The sequence below is a fragment of the Methylobacterium isbiliense genome, assembly GCF_022179325.1.
GTDB classification, from domain to species: domain Bacteria; phylum Pseudomonadota; class Alphaproteobacteria; order Rhizobiales; family Beijerinckiaceae; genus Methylobacterium; species Methylobacterium isbiliense.
This window is the reverse complement of record NZ_BPQQ01000067.1, coordinates 68253-86734: the sequence shown is the minus strand read 5'-3', so window position 1 is coordinate 86734 and position 18482 is coordinate 68253. Positions and strand designations below refer to the sequence as shown.

Annotated in this window: 17 protein-coding genes; 9 read left to right on the top strand and 8 right to left on the bottom strand. The window is 71.3% G+C overall.

The window, feature by feature from the left end; translation table 11 throughout:
- Positions 1-22 precede the first annotated feature (22 nt).
- Entirely contained in the window at positions 23-1264 is a 1242-nt protein-coding gene (locus tag MFF61_RS25395) for an ATP-grasp domain-containing protein (protein ID WP_238240438.1), read from the bottom strand.
- Positions 1203-2531 (bottom strand): GNAT family N-acetyltransferase, encoded by a 1329-nt coding sequence (locus MFF61_RS25390; RefSeq protein WP_238240437.1) that lies wholly within the window; start codon positions 2529-2531, stop codon positions 1203-1205. The genes MFF61_RS25395 and MFF61_RS25390 overlap by 62 nt, the downstream gene beginning before the upstream one ends.
- 592 nt (positions 2532-3123) lie before the next feature.
- Here MFF61_RS25390 and MFF61_RS25385 point away from each other — a divergent pair.
- Positions 3124-4365 (top strand): FAD-dependent monooxygenase, encoded by a 1242-nt coding sequence (locus MFF61_RS25385; protein WP_238240436.1) that lies wholly within the window; start codon positions 3124-3126, stop codon positions 4363-4365.
- Between the two features lie 66 nt (positions 4366-4431).
- Here the strand turns inward: MFF61_RS25385 and MFF61_RS25380 are convergent, their stop codons facing one another.
- Genes MFF61_RS25380 through MFF61_RS25370 form a run of 3 tightly spaced genes read right to left on the bottom strand, consistent with a single transcriptional unit; the run spans position 4432 to position 8904 of the window.
- Positions 4432-6171 carry a hybrid sensor histidine kinase/response regulator gene (locus tag MFF61_RS25380; RefSeq protein ID WP_238240509.1) on the bottom strand — a complete coding sequence of 580 codons (1740 nt, stop codon included), beginning with the start codon at positions 6169-6171 and terminating at the stop codon, positions 4432-4434.
- Positions 6153-6614, bottom strand: coding sequence for a response regulator (locus MFF61_RS25375; protein WP_238240434.1), 462 nt, complete (start codon positions 6612-6614; stop codon positions 6153-6155). Before MFF61_RS25375 ends, MFF61_RS25380 begins: the two co-directional genes overlap by 19 nt.
- Before the next feature lies 1 nt (position 6615).
- A complete protein-coding gene (locus MFF61_RS25370) occupies positions 6616-8904 on the bottom strand; it encodes an ATP-binding protein (protein WP_238240432.1) in 2289 nt (762 codons plus the stop codon).
- 159 nt (positions 8905-9063) lie between these two features.
- Between MFF61_RS25370 and MFF61_RS25365 the strand changes: the two genes are divergently transcribed.
- Positions 9064-9879, top strand: coding sequence for a universal stress protein (locus tag MFF61_RS25365; protein WP_238240430.1), 816 nt, complete (start codon positions 9064-9066; stop codon positions 9877-9879).
- Positions 9880-9962: 83 nt separating this feature from the next.
- Here MFF61_RS25365 and MFF61_RS25360 read toward each other — a convergent pair whose 3' ends face one another.
- Positions 9963-10475 carry a ComEA family DNA-binding protein gene (locus MFF61_RS25360; RefSeq protein WP_238240429.1) on the bottom strand — a complete coding sequence of 171 codons (513 nt, stop codon included), beginning with the start codon at positions 10473-10475 and terminating at the stop codon, positions 9963-9965.
- Between the two features lie 64 nt (positions 10476-10539).
- Positions 10540-10824: a hypothetical protein gene (locus MFF61_RS25355; RefSeq protein ID WP_238240428.1), complete on the bottom strand. Its 285-nt coding sequence runs from the start codon at positions 10822-10824 to the stop codon at positions 10540-10542.
- A gap of 227 nt (positions 10825-11051) precedes the next feature.
- On the opposite strand from MFF61_RS25355, the gene MFF61_RS25350 reads away from it, so the two are divergent.
- From MFF61_RS25350 to MFF61_RS25330, 5 genes are all read left to right on the top strand, one after another.
- Complete coding sequence (locus MFF61_RS25350; protein ID WP_238240427.1) at positions 11052-11516, top strand: MarR family winged helix-turn-helix transcriptional regulator; 465 nt, start codon at positions 11052-11054, stop codon at positions 11514-11516.
- Between the two features lie 117 nt (positions 11517-11633).
- Complete coding sequence (locus MFF61_RS25345; protein ID WP_238240507.1) at positions 11634-13259, top strand: ABC transporter ATP-binding protein; 1626 nt, start codon at positions 11634-11636, stop codon at positions 13257-13259.
- Positions 13256-14476 (top strand): phosphopentomutase, encoded by a 1221-nt coding sequence (locus MFF61_RS25340; protein WP_238240426.1) that lies wholly within the window; start codon positions 13256-13258, stop codon positions 14474-14476. The genes MFF61_RS25345 and MFF61_RS25340 overlap by 4 nt, the downstream gene beginning before the upstream one ends.
- A gap of 19 nt (positions 14477-14495) precedes the next feature.
- The gene (locus MFF61_RS25335) at positions 14496-15878 is read left to right on the top strand and encodes a cytochrome P450 (protein ID WP_238240425.1); all 1383 of its coding nucleotides are present in this window, start codon (positions 14496-14498) and stop codon (positions 15876-15878) included.
- Between the two features lie 95 nt (positions 15879-15973).
- Positions 15974-16609, top strand: coding sequence for a TetR/AcrR family transcriptional regulator (locus tag MFF61_RS25330; RefSeq protein WP_238240423.1), 636 nt, complete (start codon positions 15974-15976; stop codon positions 16607-16609).
- Between the two features lie 9 nt (positions 16610-16618).
- Here MFF61_RS25330 and MFF61_RS25325 read toward each other — a convergent pair whose 3' ends face one another.
- Entirely contained in the window at positions 16619-17191 is a 573-nt protein-coding gene (locus MFF61_RS25325; protein WP_238240422.1) for a glutathione peroxidase, read from the bottom strand.
- A 240-nt stretch (positions 17192-17431) separates the two neighbouring features.
- Here MFF61_RS25325 and MFF61_RS25320 point away from each other — a divergent pair, with 240 nt between their 5' ends.
- Positions 17432-17629: a hypothetical protein gene (locus tag MFF61_RS25320; RefSeq protein ID WP_238240421.1), complete on the top strand. Its 198-nt coding sequence runs from the start codon at positions 17432-17434 to the stop codon at positions 17627-17629.
- Between the two features lie 122 nt (positions 17630-17751).
- Positions 17752-18369 (top strand): TetR/AcrR family transcriptional regulator, encoded by a 618-nt coding sequence (locus tag MFF61_RS25315; protein ID WP_238240420.1) that lies wholly within the window; start codon positions 17752-17754, stop codon positions 18367-18369.
- Positions 18370-18482 lie beyond the last annotated feature (113 nt).

Sequence of the window (18482 nt, the reverse complement as noted above, 5' to 3'; positions counted from 1 at the left end):
GGACCGTCGCGTCGGCGGCCGGCTACAATTGCTGCCCGCTGACGATGCGGTTCGCACCCAGGGCGCTGCGCAGGCCGGCCCAGGCGTTGATGATCGGATCACGGGTGAGGTAGCCGAGATAGGCCCGCTCGACGGCATTCAGGCGCCACGGCGTCAGGATGTTGCGGCACAATCGCCGGGGCGAGCGCAGCTCGACACGGCCGAGATCACCGACGTGGCGGTCCTGCCGCATCTCGCAGCCGAGCGTCACGAAGTTCAATCCGGCGATCATCGCGACGTCCATGCGGTACCAGAACCGCGGATTGCACTCGATGAACGCGATCCGGCCGTCGGGGTCCCGCCGCGCATCGAAGCCGATCGTGCCATCGTACCGGAAATGTCCCACGATGGTCTGGGCATATTCGTCGAGATGCTCGACCTGCAGGCAGACCAATTTCGCATTACTGCGAGAATACACGAAGCTGTTGACGACCCGGCCCGCCTTGCAGATGTAGAAAGCACTGATGTCCCGGCCAGGTATGTACTCCTGGCAGATGATCGGGGCGTAATCGATCCGTTCTGGAAGGTGATCCGGAGTATCGACGCGACGGACACCGAAGCTTCCCCACATGTTGTCCGGCTTCAGGACAAGAGGAAACGACAGACCGCCGGATGCCGTTGCGCATCGCAAGGCCTCGGCCGTGTCGAAGACGTGCGTTCGCGGAACCGGCACACCGAGTGCGGTGCAGGCCCTGGCGAAATTCAACTTGCTGTTGAGGATGTCGAACGTCTCGCACGAGGGCACGGGATAGCAGGCGACGCCGAGACGATCGCCGTAGAGCGAGAGGAAGCGCGTGGTCTCACCGCAGCTCGGGAGCACCATGTCGATCTGCAGTCGGTGGCACAACCGGTCGATCCTGCACACGTCGTCGGGCTGCATGTCCGCGAAGCTGCGATCCGACCGGATGTATCGTTTGCAGAAGCGCGAGTATCTCAACTGGTCGGCGCCGGCTGCGCCGAGCACGAACACCTCATCGAAACACTCGACGGCGCAGCGCAGAACTCTGTATTGAAGACGAAACCCCTCGGCCAGGATCAGGGCGCGTGTCAGCGTGCGGCTGCGCGAGGCCGTGGGGGGGCCGTCGCTCTGCGCGACCTGATGCGTGGCGTGTTCGTCGCGGTGAAGGCGGGCCGATGTGTCCTGGGGACGATCCGGCGGCGGCTCAGTCTCCGTGGCCGGCAGCGTTTGCGGTGCGAACTGGCCTGCGACGCCGTCGGGCAGCATGATAGATCTCGCGTCCATAGGTCTTGGCCTGCCGATAGGCGTACTCCGTCGCGGCGACCCACCGGCCGTGCCACGACCCGCCGCGCCGGACGTCGATGATGAGGTCGACCACGATCTGTCGCCCGCTCCAGCTGTGCGCCAGCGACGTCGCGTCGGTGCGATTGCAGGAATCGATGAACCGGATGGTCGCGTCCTGCGCGAAAGATTGGACCAGATCGTCGAGCAGAAGCGTTCCGGGCGACCAGCGCCGGTACGCCTCGTCGTACGCCATCTTCCAACCGAACACGCCGCTTCCCGATCGCAGCCACACGTTCATGGCGATCGGCCGCCCATCGAGACGGAGGGCGTCGATTCCGGCGCAGCCGTCCCCGGCCAGGCCTTCGATCATCCGCGTGGCGAAGGCGGCGAGCGGCGCGGCCTTGAGGACGGCCCGCCCGCCCTGGCTGCTCTGTCCCTTCCATCCGGTCGCTTCCAGCCGGAGGAATTCCTGCAGGGCCGCACCGACCTCCGCCGGTGTCCGATGACTGACATGCGCGAGGGTGCCGTGCTCCATCAGCTTCCTGCGCCGCCGGCGCAGTTCGGACCGATGCTTGCGCGAGATGGCCGGATCGACGGCCGCCGAAGGCTCGGCCGACAGGTCGAGCTTGGCCCGCGCGCGGCGCTCGATCTCGACCGGCCGGGTGCCGAGCCGGGCGAGCGCTTGCCGCAGCGCCGGCAAAACGATGCCGTCGGCGGCGATGTCGCTCGCGCACAGCACCTTCGGGAGGTGGGCGCTGGCCGCGACGAGGTCGAGCATCGCGGCCAGCGCCTCGACCATGCAGGTGCGATCGAGAACCGGCGTGCCGAGAAAGGTGAGCGCGTTGATCGGGCACGCGAGCACACGCACCGGCAGTCGCGACGAGGGTCGGTTCTCGGCGAGGAGCCATGCGCCGACGAGTTCCGGCGCGCCGGCGCCTGCCCGCTTCCAGGCGAGCAGGACGTGCGGCGTCATGCCGGTGGCGACCGCCGTGGCCTCGGCGACGGCGGGTTCCATGAAGGGGTTGGGTTCGGCACAGCGCGAGACCAGCATGCGCCACTGCAACGACACCGCACGAAACCGCCCCGCATCGGCGATCTCGCCGAATACTTCCGGCGTCGCGAGATCGCTGCCGCCAGTCGAGGTTGCCGCGGGCAAGACGATACGAGCGACATCAGCATCAGCCGCGATCCGGCGTGTGACCCCGGCACCGGCGTCACTGCGGAAGGTGTATCGATGAGCGCCGGACATTCAGGGCACCTCCCTTGCATTCCTCAGCCCGTGCGGTGTCTCTGGTTGCCGGCGCCCGTCCGCTGAGCCACCGCCGCCTAAGAACGGCAGTGTACTGCTAAGATTTAGCGTCTATTTGCATCATCAGAATACGCAGATCCAGACTCTTCAACCGTATTGAAAATCAATCATATTGAACAGGCGACAAAAACAAAAACCTCTAAAGGGGTAAGTCATACGCAGTAGCGTTCAAAGGGGGTATGCGGCGGGCCGCACCATACGCGGCTCCCGATCGGCCGATTCACACGTTCGCGCGGGTCGCCCGGCCCTGACCGGCTTGAAGAGACGTAATCGTGCTGGCCACGTGCCGTGGCACCCCTCGGGCGAGGCCCGATGAGAGGCCCCGATCCAAGGCCCGACCCCGGCGCACAGCCCGCGACCGATCGATCAGGTAGGACAATGCTCCTTGTGGGTACGGCCACACTCCGGAATTCAAGCTGCGATTGTGGTCGCTTCCCTCCACACTCTCGCCGCCCGTCATCGGCATGCGGCCGGCACGGCAGGATCGCCCGGCGCGATGACGTAGCGACGTCGGACGGAACGGAGAGTCTCGATGCGGATCGCGTGTGTCGGCGGGGGACCCGCCGGATTGTACTTCGCGATCGTGATGAAGCGGCGCAATCCCCATCACGAGATCGTCGTCCACGAACGCAATCCCGTCGGAAGGACACATGGCTGGGGCGTCGTCTTCTGGGACGATCTCCTCGCCAGCCTGCGCGCCAACGATCCGGAGAGCGCGCAGGCGATCGCGGATCAGGCGATCCGCTGGTCCGGGCAGACGGTCGACGTCGAGGGCTCGACGCCGCTTCATCACGCCGGCGGCGGCTACGGCATCTGTCGTCGGCGGTTGCTGGAGATCCTGACCGAGCGCGCGCTCGCGCTGGGGGTGGAGATCCGATTCGAGAGCGAGGTCAGCACGATCGGGCAGGTCTCCGATGCCGACCTGATCGTGGCTGCGGACGGCGTCGCCAGTCGGTTGCGCCGGCACCGCGCGGATCGGTTCCGGCCGCGGATCGAGGCCGGCCGCAACCGGTACGTCTGGCTGGCCACGACCCGACCGTTCCCATCCTTCACCTTCGGCTTCGTTCGCACGAAGGCCGGCTGGATCTGGTGTCACGCCTATTCCTTCAAGGACGGCATGAGCACGTTCATCGTGGAATGTGCGCCGGAGACATGGAGCGGTCTCGGCTTCGGGGCGATGCCCGCGCAGGATCAGATGCGGGCGCTGGAAGCCATCTTCGCCACGCATCTCGGCGGGCACGGGCTGGTCAGCCGCGAAGACCGCAGCGAGACCCTTCCCTGGATGAGCTTCCGCACGCTGTCCAACCGATCCTGGCATGCCGACAGGCTCGTTCTGATCGGCGATGCCGCGCACACGACGCATTTCACGATCGGTTCGGGGACGCGCCTCGCCATCGACGACGCGATCGCACTCGCCGCGGCCTTGAGCGAGCACGACACCCTTCCGGCCGCCCTGGAGACCTTCGGTATGCGACGTCGGCGCGCGCTGGCGCGCGTGCAACGCGACGCGCGCCTGAGCGCGGCGTGGTTCGAGAACCTGCCCCGCACCATCCGCTACGATGCGCCGACCTTCTTCACGCTCCTGCTCGCCCGGCGCTCCCGCCTGCTGCGGCACATGCCCGTGACGGCCTATCTGTCGTTGCGGACGATCTACACGAAACTGAACGGCCTCGCGTTCATGCGCTCCGTTACGACCGGGGGCGTGAGACGCGATGTCCGATCGCGCGCCCCTCGCGGCATCGCTGGGCACATCCCGGAACCGCCCCGCCGCTGACGCCGTCGGCCCTGCCGACCGGCGTCGCGCGGCGCTCCTCCCCTGCCCTCCCGGACAGCCGGCGGCTCACCGGCTCGACACCAGCCTCAGGCCCGTCGCGGACCACGTCGCGAGAGTCAGCGCGACCTTGCGTTCGAGTTCGCCATCCAGGAACGGCTTCTGCACGATGCGATCCTCACCGATGCCCTCCCGGGTGAGAGCGCTCTGGTCGGCGTACCCGGTCACGAACATCACCGGGATGGACGGCCAGCGCCGCCCGATCTCGGCGGCGACGTCCACGCCGTTCATGCCGGGCATCGCGAAGTCGACGATCACGAGGTCGAAACAGGGGTCGTGTTCCAGGGTGTGGATGGCCGCGAGACCGGAGCCCACCTCGCGCACCTCGTAATCCGCCTCGGCGAGCTTGGTGACGGTGATCTCCCGGACGGCGCCGTCATCGTCGACGACGAGGAGTACCGGCCTGTCGCCCGGCTGGCGGACGGAGGGGCAATCGGCCTCGCTGCGCCTGGGCTCCCAGGTGGGAAGCTCGGCGGCGACCCGCGGCAGGTAGACCCGCACCGTGGTGCCCTCGCCGACCTCGGTGTCGATGCGGATCCCGCCGCCCGACTGCTTGGCGAAGCCGTAGACCTGCGCGAGCCCCAGCCCAGAGCCCTTGCCGATCTCCTTCGTGGTGAAGAACGGCTCGAACACGCGCTTCAGCACGTCCGGCAGGATGCCGGTGCCGGTGTCGCTCACCGCCACCATGGCGTAGTCGCCCGGCAGCGGCTCCTCGGCCCGCGCCGGGCGGTCGGTGAGGCGCACATTCGCGGTCTCGATGGTCAGGCAGCCGCCGACCGCCATCGCGTCCCGGGCGTTGATCGCGAGGTTGAGGATGATGAGCTCGATCTGCGTGGCGTCCACGAGGGCGGGCCACAGGTCCGGCTGCAGCGTCATCTCGATGCGGACCGCACCGCCGATGGAGCTCTGCAGCAGGTCGCGCATCGAGGCGACCGTCCGGTTCAGCTGGACGGGCACCGGCTCCAGCCGCTGCCGGCGGGAGAAGGCCAGCAATTGCGCGGTCAGCCGGGCGCCGCGCTCGGTGGCGCCGCGCATCGTGTCGAGCCGGCGCCGGGACCGCTCGTCCGAGACCGCCCGTTCGAGGAACTCGATATTGCCGGCGATGACGGTGAGCAGGTTGTTGAAGTCGTGGGCCACGCCGCTGGTGAGTTGCCCGACGGCCTCCAGGCGCTGGGCCTGCCGCAGAGCCTCCTCGACGCGCTCGCGCTCGACGATCTGTTGTTGCAGCGCCGCATTGGCCTCGAAGAGCTCCCGGGTGCGCTCCGCGACCCGCGCTTCGAGCGTGTCGTTCAGCTGCCGCAGGGCCTGTTCCATGAACCGCCGCTCGGCATGGGCCCGGGCCTCGGCGCGCGCCCGGACGATGACCCGCGGCAGCCGGTCGAGGCGCTGCTTGGTGACGTAGTCGGTCGCCCCGTTCTTGAGCGCCTCGACCGCGACCTCCTCGCCGAGCGTACCCGAAACGAAGACGAACGGGACCTCGGGGCAATGGGCGCGGGCGTGCGCGAGCGCGCTCAGGCCGTCGAAGGTCGGCAGGACGTAATCGGCCAGGATCAGGTCGTGGCGGCGCTCGCCCGCCGCGGCGGCGAAGGCCTCGCGGGTCATCACCCGTTCGAGGCGGTAGGGGGAGCCCGCATCGTCGAGGACGGCCGCGAGGAGTTCCGCATCGAGGTCGCTGTCTTCGAGCAGCAGGATGCGCAGCGGCGCGGCCGCGTCGTCGGGAGAGCCGTCCGTCAGCTGTTCGATGGCCAGCCTCCCCTGTGCGGCGGCGGTTCGTTCAGCACGGCCCAGAACACTCCCAGGTCCTGGATGGCCGCGAAGAACTCCTTGAACCCGACCGGCTTCACCACGAAGGCGTTCACCCCGAGTTCGTACGAGCGGACGAGATCGGTCTCCTCGCGCGAGGAGGTCAGCATCACGACCGGAATGGCCCGGGTCCGCGGATCTCGCTTCGCCGCGGCGAGCACTTCGAGCCCGTCGACCTTCGGCAGCTTGAGGTCGAGCAGCACCACGGCCGGGTCGAGCACGTCGCTGCGGTCGTAGCTACCGCGCCGAAACAGGTAGTCGAGCGCCTCGGCGCCGTCGCGGCAGATCACGATCTCGTTCGCGAGCTGGCTCTGCTCCAGCGCGGCCAGCGTCAGTTCGATGTCGTTCGGGTTGTCCTCGACGAGGAGGATCGGCTTCAGGTCGGCCATGTCAGCGCCCTCCTTCGCGCAGCGGCAGCGTGAAATGGAAGGTCGCGCCGGCCCCGAGGCTGCCTTCGGCCCAGGTGCGGCCGCCGTGGCGCTCGACGATGCGACGGACGTTGGCGAGCCCGATCCCGGTGCCCTCGAACTCCTCGACCCGGTGCAGGCGCTGGAAGACGCCGAACAGCTTGCCGACATAGGACATGTCGAAGCCCACTCCGTTGTCGCGCACGAAGAACGCGGCCTCCCCGTCGCGGTCCGGCGCCCGTCCCACCTCGATCATGGCCTCGGACTTGTCGCGCGTGTACTTGACGGCGTTCGAGAGCAGGTTCTCGATCGCCAGCCGCAGCATGACCGGGTCGGCATAGACCCGGCCGAGCGGGCCGATCTGCCAGCGGATGACGCGCTCGGGCGGCAGGTCCCGCATCATCTTGCGGCGCACCTCCTCGACCAGCAGGGTCATGTCGCCGGTGACCCGGTTGAGCGAGTTCCGGCCCATCTGCGAGAAGGCGAGCAGGTTGTCGACGAGCCGGCCGGCGGACAAGGCCGCCTCGGCGATGGTGTCGACGTAGTGCCGTCCCTTGTCGGTCAGGCGGTCGGTCTCGCGTGAGCGCAGCAGCTCCGAATAGCCGACGATGTGGCGGAACGGCGCCCGGAGGTCGTGGCTCACCGAGTAGGAGAACGCCTCCAGCTCCTTATTCGAGCGCTGCAGCTCCTCGCTGAGCGCCGCGAGTTCCTCGGCGCGGCGCAGCACGATGCCGAGGACCGCCGCGCGCAGATCCTTGGCGGCGCCGATCTCGGCCTCGGACCAGGGCAGCGCACGGCCCTGCACCGTCTCCTTCCAGATCTCGAACGACTTGCGCGGATGCAGCCGGTCGCCGCCCGCGGCCGGGTCCGGGGTCGCCGCCTTGTTCGGATTGCCGCCCCACCTCACGGTCTGCACGACCTCGGGCCGGAACCAGAGCACGTAGCTCGGGTATTTCTGCGAGATCGAGATGGCCAGCACGCCGCTGGCGCGGTCGGCGAAGGCGGCGGCGGGCGGATAGGCCTCGCCGAGGGCGTCGGTGACGAAGACCCGGTCCTTGGACCGATGCCGCGACAGCCACGCGTGGAGGCCCCGCACCTCGTCGGCGGACGGGGTGCGGCCGAGCAGCTCGCAGCGCTCGGCCGTCACCACGGCGGCCCCGGCGGCATCGGCGAGCGCCAGGACGTCCTCCGGGTGGTGCAGCAGGCCGTCGATGAACTGCTCCTCCTCGGCCATGTACCCGAGCAGGCGCGCCTGGATTGCGCCGAGCCGGATGCGCTGCTCGGCCGCCGCCCGGCCCTCCATGGCCGCGAGCTGCAGGGCGAAGATCCGGGTCAGGAAGTCGCAGGCGTTGCGCGCCTGCAGGGGGACGCGCCGCGGCGCCTTGTTGTGGCAGGAGATCAGGCCCCAGAGCGCCCCGTCCACCAGGATCGAGACCGACATCGAGGCCTGCGTGCCCATGTTGCGCATGTACTCGACATGCACGGGCGAGACGCTGCGCAGGATCGACTGGCTGAGATCGAGCGGCTGGCCCGTCGCGGGGGTGAGTGTCGGCCGGATCGGCACGGGGGCGTAGCCGGCATCCGGGATGATGCGCAGCCGGTTGCGCCGGTAGAGTTCGCGCGCCTGGGCCGGGATGTCGGAGGCGGGGAAGCGCAGGTCGAGGTAGGACGGCAGCACGCCGTTGCCGTCCTCGGCCACCACGGTGCCGTGCCAGTCCCGGTCGAACCGGTAGACGAGCGCCCGGTCGAAGCCGGTGATGTGGCGGATGTCCCGGGCCAGGAGGGCGCAGAGGTCCGGCACGCTGGCGGCTGCGTGCAGCCCTTCCACGAAGGCGCTCAGGCGCGGGTAGAGTGCGTCGAGGCTCCGGGCCGAGGCGGCCTCGCTGGCGATCTCCTCGCATTCGAGCACGAGGAGGCCGGCGGACGGGTGCGCCGCCAGATCGTAGGATCGAAGTCCCTCGACCGTGTCGAGCGTTACACTGCCGAGATGGCTGGCGCCCGCACCCTCCGGCTCAGCCGCGCGGTAGGCCGCGACGGCGTCGAAGACCTCCGGGACGGCACGGCGCAGCGGCATGCCGTGAATCTCGGCGGCCGGGCGGCCGGGGAGGTCGGGGACGTTCGCGCTCGCCTGCACCACGCGCAGTTCCGGCCCGTCGAGGGCGAGGAGGAAGCCATGCGGCTGCAGGGTGCCCAGGATATGGATCGGCTCCCGGTCGCAGGCCGTCAGGTGTGCCGCCGCCAGCGACCGTGCGCTCGAATCCAACCCGGACATTCCACCTCGCTCTCGCCACCCCGCTCTGGTCGGCGCGGACCATAGCGCGACACCGCCGCCGAAGCGACCCGGACGGATTCACGCTATGGTTCCGGCGGACGCTCGTCCCGACGGCCTGCCCTTGCGTGCCGCGGGGCCTGGCCGGACCCGAGATCCGCCATGGACTTCGCGAACATCCTGGTCTCGGTGGATGACGGCCCCGGCACGGCCGATCGCGTGCAGCTCGCGGGCGCTCTCGCGCGGCGCTTCGGCGCGACCCTCACGGCCGCCGCCGCCCGGCCGATGCCGGTGCCCAGCATGCACGCCGCGTTGCAGCACGAGGACGACATCCGCTCGGCCGAGGAGGAGCGGCTCGGCGCCGACCTCGCCGGCATCCGGGCCCTGATCGCGCGCGAGGCCGGCCCGCTTCGGCCGACGGTCTGGCGTCAGGCGCTCGCTAGCGCGGCGGAGCACCTCATCCGGCAGGCCCGCGGCGCGGACCTCGTGGTCGTCGGGCGCCGTGGTCCGGCCGATGGCGGCGGCCTGCTCAGCGTCCCGCCCGACCGCGTGCTGATGGAGGCCGGGCGCCCGGTCCTCATCGCGCCGCCCGGCATCGCGCGGCTGGCGGCCGAGCGGATCCTCGTCGCCTGGAAGGACACGCCCGAGGCCCGGCGCGCCGTGAGTGCGGCGCTTCCGCTCTGCCGGTCGGCGGCGACCGTCCTGGTGGCGACGGTCGGGCCGGATGCCGCCGACGAGGGCGGCGCGGACGTCGCCGAACATCTCGCGCGCCACGGCGCCAGGGCGAGGGTTCGTCTCCTGCACGGGGCGAGAGGGCAGGACGAGAGCGAGCCGCTGCTGAGCCTCGCCCACCGCGAGGGCGTCGATCTCGTCGTGCTGGGGGCCTACGGGCGCGGCCGGCTGCGCGAGTGGGCATTCGGCGGGGTGACCCGCTCCCTTCTACAGCGCGCCCCGCTCTGCTGTCTGATGAGTCATTGATGCCGGCCGGCAGGCGGGACGCGGCCGTGATCCGGAGCGTCAGGCGTGTCGTCGCCGGGCCGATCTCGGCGGTGGCCCGCGGGCTAGAGGCGCACGCTGACCCGCCCCTTGACCTGCTCGAAGCGCGCCCGGCTCAGGATGCGCCGGCTCATGAGTTCGTCGATCGACCGGTACGGCCGGCCCCGGATGATGGCCCGCCCGATCGCGCCGGCGCCGCGTAGCGCGTTCAGTTCCGCCAGCGAAGCGGTGTTCAGATCCACTCCGCCGGTCTGTGGCGACGCCGCCTCCGGCGCGAGGAATGCGGCGGTTACGGCCGGAGGTGCCGGCGGACTTGCTGCTTCGGCAGGAAGGCTGGCGGCGACGTCGGCCGCCGGAGCCTGCAGGTCGCGGGCCGGACTCGACGCCGTCGGGCTTGTGACGGGCCGCGTGTCCGCCGCCGGCGCGGCGGCGCGCGTGGACTTGGTGGCGGGCAGGGACGGCGAGGTCGAGAAGGCTTCGGCCAGTTCCAGCTGGCCGAGGGTCAGCACCACCAGCCCCGTACCGGCCGCGAACACCATCAGGGCCAACAGCCGCAAGGCGAATACCAGCTTCAGCATGATCCCCTCCACCTTGGGCCGGCTCAGGGCGGTGAACCGGGGCCGACCCCGCCGAACCCGTTCCTCAGCGGGTGATCGGGCCGGAATAGACGACCCGGACCGCACGGCGCGGCTCGTCACCGCTCGTGCGCTGCGAGGCCGCTGCGGGCGCGGACGCCGGGGTCGAAGCGGGAGCTCGGCTCTCGGCCCGGTTCATGCCGGCCGAGGGTGCCGGTGAGGAGATGGCCTGATCGGGAGCGAGGGTGAGGCCGGCCAGCAACGCGGCCAGTCCGCCTACGGTGACGAGAAGGCCCACGGAGACCGTCTGCGAGCGGCGGCCGGGATCGGTGATGGAACGCGTGCGGATCATGGCTGCCCCCCGGCTTGTTCGTTGGTGGCGGAAGCAATAGAGCACGAATGGTTAGCGCTCAATCCATCTTGGCGGGCTAGGCCGTTTGGCCGAGCCCTTCGCCGAACGGAGGCTTCCCTGCCCAACCCGTGCGTGAGGGCGACCCGATAGCTTGCACGCTAATTGTTTTTGTGCGACCGACAGGGTGGACCGCACAGGTCCGGCTGCAACCACGAGGCGAGCATCACATGAACGGGACCGACGGCGCATTGCGGCTCGACAACCAGGTCTGCTTCGCCGTCTACGCGGCCGCTCATGCCTTCGCGGCGGCCTACAAGCCGCTGCTGGAGCCGTTCGGCCTCACCTATCCGCAATATCTGGTGCTTCTGGTGCTGTGGGAGCGGGACGGCGTGAACCTCAAGGAGATCGGGCAGCGTCTCCAGCTCGACGCGGGGACGCTGACCCCGCTGCTCAAGCGGCTGGAGGCTGGCGGCTACGTGCGACGCAGGCGTGATCCGGCCAACGAGCGTCAGCTGCGGCTGGAACTGACGGAGGCCGGCCATGGCCTGCGTGAGCGGATCGGAGCGGCGCGGGAGCAGATCGTCTGCGCACTCGGCGGGCGCGAGGAGCCGATCCAGGCCTTGAAGGAGGAGCTGCAGCGGATCACGCCGCTGCTGCGAGGCCTGGACCGGCCAGCGGAGACGCGGGCGTAGCGGGAGCGGCGGCCGCCCGCCGCTGGCATTCGGGCGCGGAGTAGCGCAGGGTGCCGCCGTCGTCCGGCCTGCTGGGGCCGGCCTCGACGCTCAGCGTTTCCGCGTTACCCTGTGGCGATGACTCCCGCGCTCCTCTCCGTCGAAGACCTCTCCGTCGCCTTCCGGCAGGGCGGACGCGAGACCCGCGCGGTCGACCGCGTCTCGTTCGCAATCAAGCCGGGCGAGACCCTGGCCCTGGTGGGGGAATCGGGCTCGGGCAAGTCCGTCACCGCGCTCTCGGTGCTGCGCCTCCTCGATGGCGCGGCCCACCACCCGGGCGGACGCATCCTGTTTCGCGGCCGCGACCTCCTGAGCCTCGGCGAGGCCGCGATGCGGCGCGTGCGCGGCGCCGACATCACGATGGTCTTCCAGGAGCCGATGACCTCGCTCAACCCGCTCCACCGCATCGCCGACCAGATCGGCGAGGTGCTGCGGCTGCACCGCGGGATGGGGGAGCGGGAGGCGCGCGCCCGCACGCTCGACCTGCTCACCCTGGTCGGCATCCGCGATGCCGAGCGGCGCCTGACGGCCTACCCGCACGAACTGTCGGGCGGGCAGCGCCAGCGGGTGATGATCGCGATGGCGCTCGCCTGCGAGCCCGACCTCCTGATCGCCGACGAGCCGACCACGGCGCTCGACGTCACCGTGCAGGCGCAGATCCTGGCCCTGCTCGCCGACCTCAAGGCCCGGCTCGGCATGGCCATGCTGTTCATCACCCACGATCTCGGGGTGGTGCGGCGCGTGGCCGACCGGGTCTGCGTGATGTGGCAGGGGCGGATCGTCGAATCCGGCCCGGTCGCCGATATCTTCGCCGACCCGCAGCACGACTACACCCGGCGCCTGCTCGCCGCCGAGCCGAAGGGCCGCGGCAACCCGGTGCCGGCCGGCGCAGAGACGCTGGTGGAGGCCGGCCCGGTGCGGGTCTGGTTCCCGATCAGGCAGGGCTTCCTGCGGCGCACGGTCGGCCACCTGAAGGCCGTCGACGGGGTCTCGGTGCGGGTGCGGGCCGGCGAGACCGTCGGCGTGGTGGGTGAATCCGGCTCGGGCAAGACCACGCTCGGCCTCGCGCTCCTGCGCCTCACCGCGTCGGAGGGGCCGATCGTCTATCTGGGGCGCCGCCTCGACGGCCTCTCGGCCGCGGCCATGCGTCCGCTGCGCCGCGAGATGCAGGTGGTGTTCCAGGATCCCTACGGCTCGCTCTCGCCGCGCATGTCGGTGGCCGAGATCGTCGAGGAGGGCCTGCTGGTCCAGAGGAACGCCCGCACTCCGGCGGAGCGCCGCGCCGTGGTGGCGCGGGCGCTGGCCGATGTCGGCCTCGATCCGGAGGCGATGGACCGCTACCCGCATGAATTCTCCGGCGGCCAGCGCCAGCGCATCGCCATCGCCCGGGCGATGGCCCTCGACCCGCGCTTCGTCGTCCTCGACGAGCCGACCTCGGCCCTCGACATGTCGGTGCAGGCCCAGATCGTCGCCCTGCTGCGCGAGCTTCAGCGCCGGCGCGGCCTCGGCTACCTGTTCATCAGCCACGACCTCAAGGTGGTGCGGGCGCTGGCGAACCGGGTGATGGTGATGCAGAACGGGCAGGTGGTGGAGGAGGGCGAGGCCGAGACCCTGTTCACGGCGCCCCGGACCGCCTACACCCGCGCCCTGTTCGCGGCCGCCTTCGATCTCGCGGCCGCTCCCGCCGGCGCGGTGCGCGAGTGACCCGCGCCCTGCTGATCGTGCTCGATTCCGTCGGCATCGGCGGCGCGCCGGACGCGGCCGCCTACGGCGATGGCGGTGCCGACACGCTCGGTCACATCGCCGAGGCCTGCGCCCGCCGCGACGGTGACCGGGCCGGCCTGCGCTCGGGGCCGCTGCGCCTGCCCCACCTCGCCGCGCTCGGGATCGGGCTTTCGGCCGGGGAGGCGACGGGGCGGGTGCCTCCCGGCCTCGCGCCGGCCGGCCCGGTCCTCGGCGCCTACGGCCACGCGGTCGAGACCGCGCGCGGCAAGGACACGGTGTCGGGCCATTGGGAGATCGCGGGCGTGCCGGTCGATTTCGACTGGGGACGCTTCCCGGCGACCGAGCCGAGCTTCCCGCCCGCCCTGACGCAGGCGCTGATCGCCGAGGGCCGCCTGCCCGGCCTCCTCGGCGACCGGCACGCCGCCGGCACCGCGATCATCGAGGAACTCGGGGCCGAGCACGTCCGCTCCGGGAAGCCGATCTGCTACACCTCCGTCGACAGCGTCTTCCAGATCGCCGCCCACGAGGAGGCCTTCGGCCTGGACCGGCTCTACGCCCTCTGCGCGGTGGCGCGGCGCCTGTGCGATCCCTACCGCATCGGCCGGGTCATCGCCCGGCCCTTCCTGGGCGACCCGGCGCGGGGCTTCGCGCGCACCGCCAACCGGCGCGACTACGCGACGCCGCCCCCCGCCCCGAGCCTGCTCGACCGAGCAGCGGCGGCCGGCCGGCCGGTGGTCAGCGTCGGCAAGATCGCCGACATCTTCGCGCATCGCGGCACCGGGCGCGCCGTGAAGGCCGCCGGCAACGACGCCTGCCTGGACGCCGCGCTCGCCGCCTTCCGCGACCTCGGCGAGGGCGGGCTCGTCTTCGTGAACCTCGTCGATTTCGACACCGAGTACGGTCATCGCCGCGACGTGCCGGGCTACGCGGCGGCGCTCGAACGCTTCGACGCCCGCATCCCCGAGATCCGCGCGCGGCTCGGGCCGGGGGATCTGTGCGTCATCACCGCCGACCACGGCAACGATCCGACCTTCGCGGGCACCGACCACACCCGCGAGCAGGTGCCGGTCGTGAGCCTCGGCCCGCAGGTGCGGCCGGGGCCGATCGGCCGGTGCGAGACCTTCGCGGATGTCGGCGCGACGCTTGCAGCTCATCTCGGGCTCCCGTCCGGGGAGCGTGGGCGCTCGTGGCTCTGAACCTGGCTTCGGAACGGGAATGGCGGACATGGCGGCGGGCGTGATGACGGCATCGGGCGAGGTCGGGCCCTACGTGCCGCCGATGCCCCCGCTCGCGGAGCGGGTCGACTGGCTGCGCCTGCTGCGCGCCTTCCGGCGCAACACCCTCGACGCCTTCCCGCGCGCCTGTCTCAGCGAGCCGGCCGTGAGCCTGCGCCTGCCGGGCGGCGGGCGGGTGGTGCTGCTGAACGGGCCGGAGGCGGTGCGCCAGGTGCTGATCGGCGGGGCCGAGAGCTTCGCGCGGCTGCCCGCCGCCCGGCGGGTGCTCGGGCCGATCGCCGGCCGCGGCCTCGTCCTGGCGGAGGGCGAGCCGTGGCGACGCCAGCGCCGCGTGCTCGCCCCGGCCTTCACGCCCCGCAACCTGCCGCTGATGGCCCCGCACATCGCCCGGGCCGCGGAGGCCGCCTGCCGGCGCCTCGATGCCGGGCTCGGCGAGCCGGTCGACCTGCATGCCGAGATGCAGCGCCTGAGCCTCGACATCGCCGCCACCTCGATGTTCTCCCTCGAAGCCGGCCCGTTCGAGGTGGCCATCCGCGCGATGGTGTCGGGCTATCTTGGCACCCTGGGCCGGCCGACCGTGGCGGACTTCCTGCTGCCGCCCGGCTGGCCGACGCCGGCCGGGCCGCGCCGGGCGCTGTTCCGCCGCCGCTGGCTCGCCCTCGTGCGCGCCGTGGTGGCGGCGCGGCGCGCGCAAGGGGCGGAGGGCGCCCCCCGCGACCTGTTCGACCTCCTGAGCGCGGCGCATGGCGAGGCGCCGGACGGGCTCCTGGCCGACGAGGTCGGCACCATGATCGTCGCGGGCCACGAGACCACCGCCTCGACGCTGTTCTGGGCCGCGACCCTGCTCGCGCGGGCGCCCGCCGTGCAGGATGCGCTGGCCGACGAGGCGGATGGCCTCGACCTGGGCGAGGCCGGCGCGGCGGCGGCCCTGCCGGTCCTGCGCCTCGCACGGGCGGTGGTGCAGGAGACGCTGCGGCTCTATCCGCCGGCCTACATGATCGCGCGCCGGGCCGTGCGGGCGAGCGAGGTCTGCGGCGCCGCGATCCCGGCCGGCGCCACCGTGATGATCCCGACCTGGGTGATGCACCGCAACCCGCGCTGGTGGGAGCGGCCCGAGGCCTTCCTGCCCGGGCGGTTCCTGCGCGAGGGGCAGGAACCCGACCGCCACGTCTACCTGCCCTTCGGGGCCGGGCCGCAGAGCTGCATCGGGGCGCAGCTCGCCCTGGCCGAGGCGACCCTGGTGCTCGCCCGCCTCGCCCGCGACTACCGGCTCGTCCTCGTCGGCGACCGGCCGGTGATGCCGGTCGCCACCGTGACGGTGCGGCCCGACCACGACCCGGCCTTCCGCCTCAGCCGCCGCTGACTCCTCGCGATCTTGTCTCCGGCCCGGCAACATGCGGTATGGAGCCGGGCTCATCGAGCGCAACCTATCCCTTCAGCCCGTGGAGACCGTCGACGGTGCGACCCTGGCGCAGCCGGCCTTCCGACCGAAGCAGCTACCACCACGGCAACCTCAAGGAGGCGCTGATCGAGGCGGCGCGCCGGTTCATCGCCGAGCGCGGCCTCGGCGGCTTCACGCTGGTCGATGCCGCCCGCCTCGTCGGCGTCTCCCCGGCGGCGCTCTACCGGCACTTTCGCGGGCGCGAGGCGCTGCTGGAGGAGGTGGCCGAGCGCGGCTTCGCCGAACTCGCCGCGCGCCTCGGCCGGGCGCTGCGCGGCCCCGGCACGCCGCTGGAGCGCTTCACCCGCATGGGCGAGGCCTATCTCGCCTTCGCGGAGGAGGAGCCGGGCTACTACGCGGCGATCTTCGAGGCCCGCCCGCCCGTGCCGGACGGCGCCGATCAGCCGCCCCGCCCGCGCGAGCAGGACGCCTTCTCGCTCCTCGTCGAGGCCCTGCGCACCACCTTCCCGGACGGGTTCTCGGGGGTCGACCCGCGCTTCATCGCCCTGGAGGTCTGGGCGCTCTCGCACGGCCTCGCCACGCTCGCCGCGGCGGGCCGCCTGCCCTCCGGCCCCGGGCTTCCGAGCAAGTACGACCTGCTGCGCGCGGGCGTGCTCGCGCTCGTGCACGGGGCCACCGCCCGCAGGACCTGAGCCGGCGGGTCAGCCCGCCTGCGGCTCCAGCGCGCGGGCGATCGCGGTGATGATCCGCGGGTCGGTGGGCTCGACCGCGGACGGGAAGGTCGCGGCGATGTGGCCGTCGCGGCCGACGAGATACTTGTGGAAGTTCCAGGTCGGTTTCTCGGCCGGGCGCTCCGCGGCGGCCCAGCGGTAGAACGGGTGCGCGTTCGGCCCGTTCACCGCGGTCTTGGCGACCACCGGGAAGGTGACGCCGTGCTGCGTGCGCACCGCCTCCACGATGGCCCGCCCGTCGAGCGGCTCCTGACGCCCGAAATCGCTGGACGGCACCGCGATGACCGTGAGGCCGCGGTCGCCGAAGCGCGTCCAGACCTGCTGCAGGCCGGCGAATTGCGGAGCGTAGCCGCAGGCCGTGGCGGTGTTGACCACGAAAAGCGGCTTGCCCGCGTAGGCTGCGAGGTTGAGCCGGGTCCCGTCCGCCTGGTCGAAGCCGAAGGCCGCGGCCGTGGCGGAACTCAGCGGACCCGTCGTGGCCCGCGCCGGCAGCACCATGAGGCTGCCGATCAGGGCGAGCGCATCCCGGCGGACGAGCAGCATTGGTGACACTCCAAGGGATCCATCGCGGCGATCCACCGCGAACGGCCGGTCGGCCGGACCGCACGCCGTGTCGGCCTTGATCGCGCGCCGCCGCGCCGCCGGCAAGCCGCCGGACACCTCCTCACGAGAACGTTTGGCTGGCAAGCAACGGCCAAGCTCAACGGAAGGCCGGATTGGTGCACCGCCGCATGAACTTCTCGGCAACAGCCACGTTAATCCTCCAACACTCCGGAGGACACGATGGGCCGTCACGAGATCCTGGACTATTTCGAGCACCGCCGCGACGGAAGCTGGATCTGCACCAAGCCGTTCACGCTGACGACCCGCCGCGAGAGCGTCGCGATCCGCCCCGGCATGCGCTTCGATTACGGGACACGCGTGGGCGGGCTCGACCTCGCCGAATATCTGGAACAGCTCGGCTCTCAGTTCGGCTCCTGACGGAGGCGGCCGATGGGGTGTGACCCAGGGGCATCCCTCCTCCCGAATCGGCGGCCTGACGGCGTCGTGCCAAGCGCGCGGCGCTATCGCGGATTGGCCGATCCGCCCTATAGGCTGAGGGGATGACCGCCGGGCCGCCATCCCTCACGCAGGACGAGGTTTCCTCGTCGCCGACGCGTTGCCGCATCCTGGCGACCGCCGAGCGGTTCTTCCGCGAGATCGGCTACCAGAAGACCACCGTCGCCGACATCGCCAAGACACTCGGGATGAGCCCGGCGAACGTCTACCGTTTCTTCGACTCCAAGAAATCCATCAACGAGGCGGTGGTCGAGCGGCTGATCGGCGAGGTCGAGACCCTGATCTCCCGCGTGGCCGACCGCCCGGGGCTCTCCGCCTCGGAGCGCATGCGCGAGATCATCCTGGCGCTCCACCGCGACAGCATCGAGCGCATCACCGCCCATCCGCGCATCCACGAGATGGTGGAGGCCGGCATGACCGAGAGCTGGGAGGTCTGCAGCCACCACGTGGAGCGCATCACCGCCGTGCTGGCACGGGTGATCGCCGAGGGCAAGGCGGCGGGCGAGTTCCGGGTCGCCGACCCGGCCCACGCGGCGGGCTGCATCCAGACCGCGATCCTGCGCTACTGCCATCCCGTGCTGATCGTCCGCTGCCCGGGCGACGTCGCCCCCCCCATCGACGGCATGATCGACTTCCTGCTCGGCGGCCTGCGCGCCGGCTGAGCCTTGCGCTGACCCTTTTGCACCGACCTTCGCGCCCGCGTGGCATTCCGGCATCGCGCAGGGCGTTCGGTGGCGGCACACGCGGATTTGGACTCGGCGCCACCGGCGATATG

What these genes read in the sequence shown, in the direction of transcription:
- MFF61_RS25395 (WP_238240438.1), bottom strand. Translation starts at nt 1,264, where the DNA reads ATGCTGCCCGACGGCGTCGCAGGCCAGTTCGCACCGCAAACGCTGCCG.
- MFF61_RS25390 (WP_238240437.1), bottom strand. Translation starts at nt 2,531, where the DNA reads ATGTCCGGCGCTCATCGATACACCTTCCGCAGTGACGCCGGTGCCGGG.
- MFF61_RS25385 (WP_238240436.1), top strand. Translation starts at nt 3,124, where the DNA reads ATGCGGATCGCGTGTGTCGGCGGGGGACCCGCCGGATTGTACTTCGCG.
- MFF61_RS25375 (WP_238240434.1), bottom strand. Translation starts at nt 6,614, where the DNA reads ATGGCCGACCTGAAGCCGATCCTCCTCGTCGAGGACAACCCGAACGAC.
- MFF61_RS25370 (WP_238240432.1), bottom strand. Translation starts at nt 8,904, where the DNA reads ATGTCCGGGTTGGATTCGAGCGCACGGTCGCTGGCGGCGGCACACCTG.
- MFF61_RS25365 (WP_238240430.1), top strand. Translation starts at nt 9,064, where the DNA reads ATGGACTTCGCGAACATCCTGGTCTCGGTGGATGACGGCCCCGGCACG.
- MFF61_RS25360 (WP_238240429.1), bottom strand. Translation starts at nt 10,475, where the DNA reads ATGCTGAAGCTGGTATTCGCCTTGCGGCTGTTGGCCCTGATGGTGTTC.
- MFF61_RS25355 (WP_238240428.1), bottom strand. Translation starts at nt 10,824, where the DNA reads ATGATCCGCACGCGTTCCATCACCGATCCCGGCCGCCGCTCGCAGACG.
- MFF61_RS25350 (WP_238240427.1), top strand. Translation starts at nt 11,052, where the DNA reads ATGAACGGGACCGACGGCGCATTGCGGCTCGACAACCAGGTCTGCTTC.
- MFF61_RS25345 (WP_238240507.1), top strand. Translation starts at nt 11,634, where the DNA reads ATGACTCCCGCGCTCCTCTCCGTCGAAGACCTCTCCGTCGCCTTCCGG.
- MFF61_RS25335 (WP_238240425.1), top strand. Translation starts at nt 14,496, where the DNA reads ATGGCGGACATGGCGGCGGGCGTGATGACGGCATCGGGCGAGGTCGGG.
- MFF61_RS25325 (WP_238240422.1), bottom strand. Translation starts at nt 17,191, where the DNA reads ATGCTGCTCGTCCGCCGGGATGCGCTCGCCCTGATCGGCAGCCTCATG.
- MFF61_RS25320 (WP_238240421.1), top strand. Translation starts at nt 17,432, where the DNA reads ATGGGCCGTCACGAGATCCTGGACTATTTCGAGCACCGCCGCGACGGA.
- MFF61_RS25315 (WP_238240420.1), top strand. Translation starts at nt 17,752, where the DNA reads ATGACCGCCGGGCCGCCATCCCTCACGCAGGACGAGGTTTCCTCGTCG.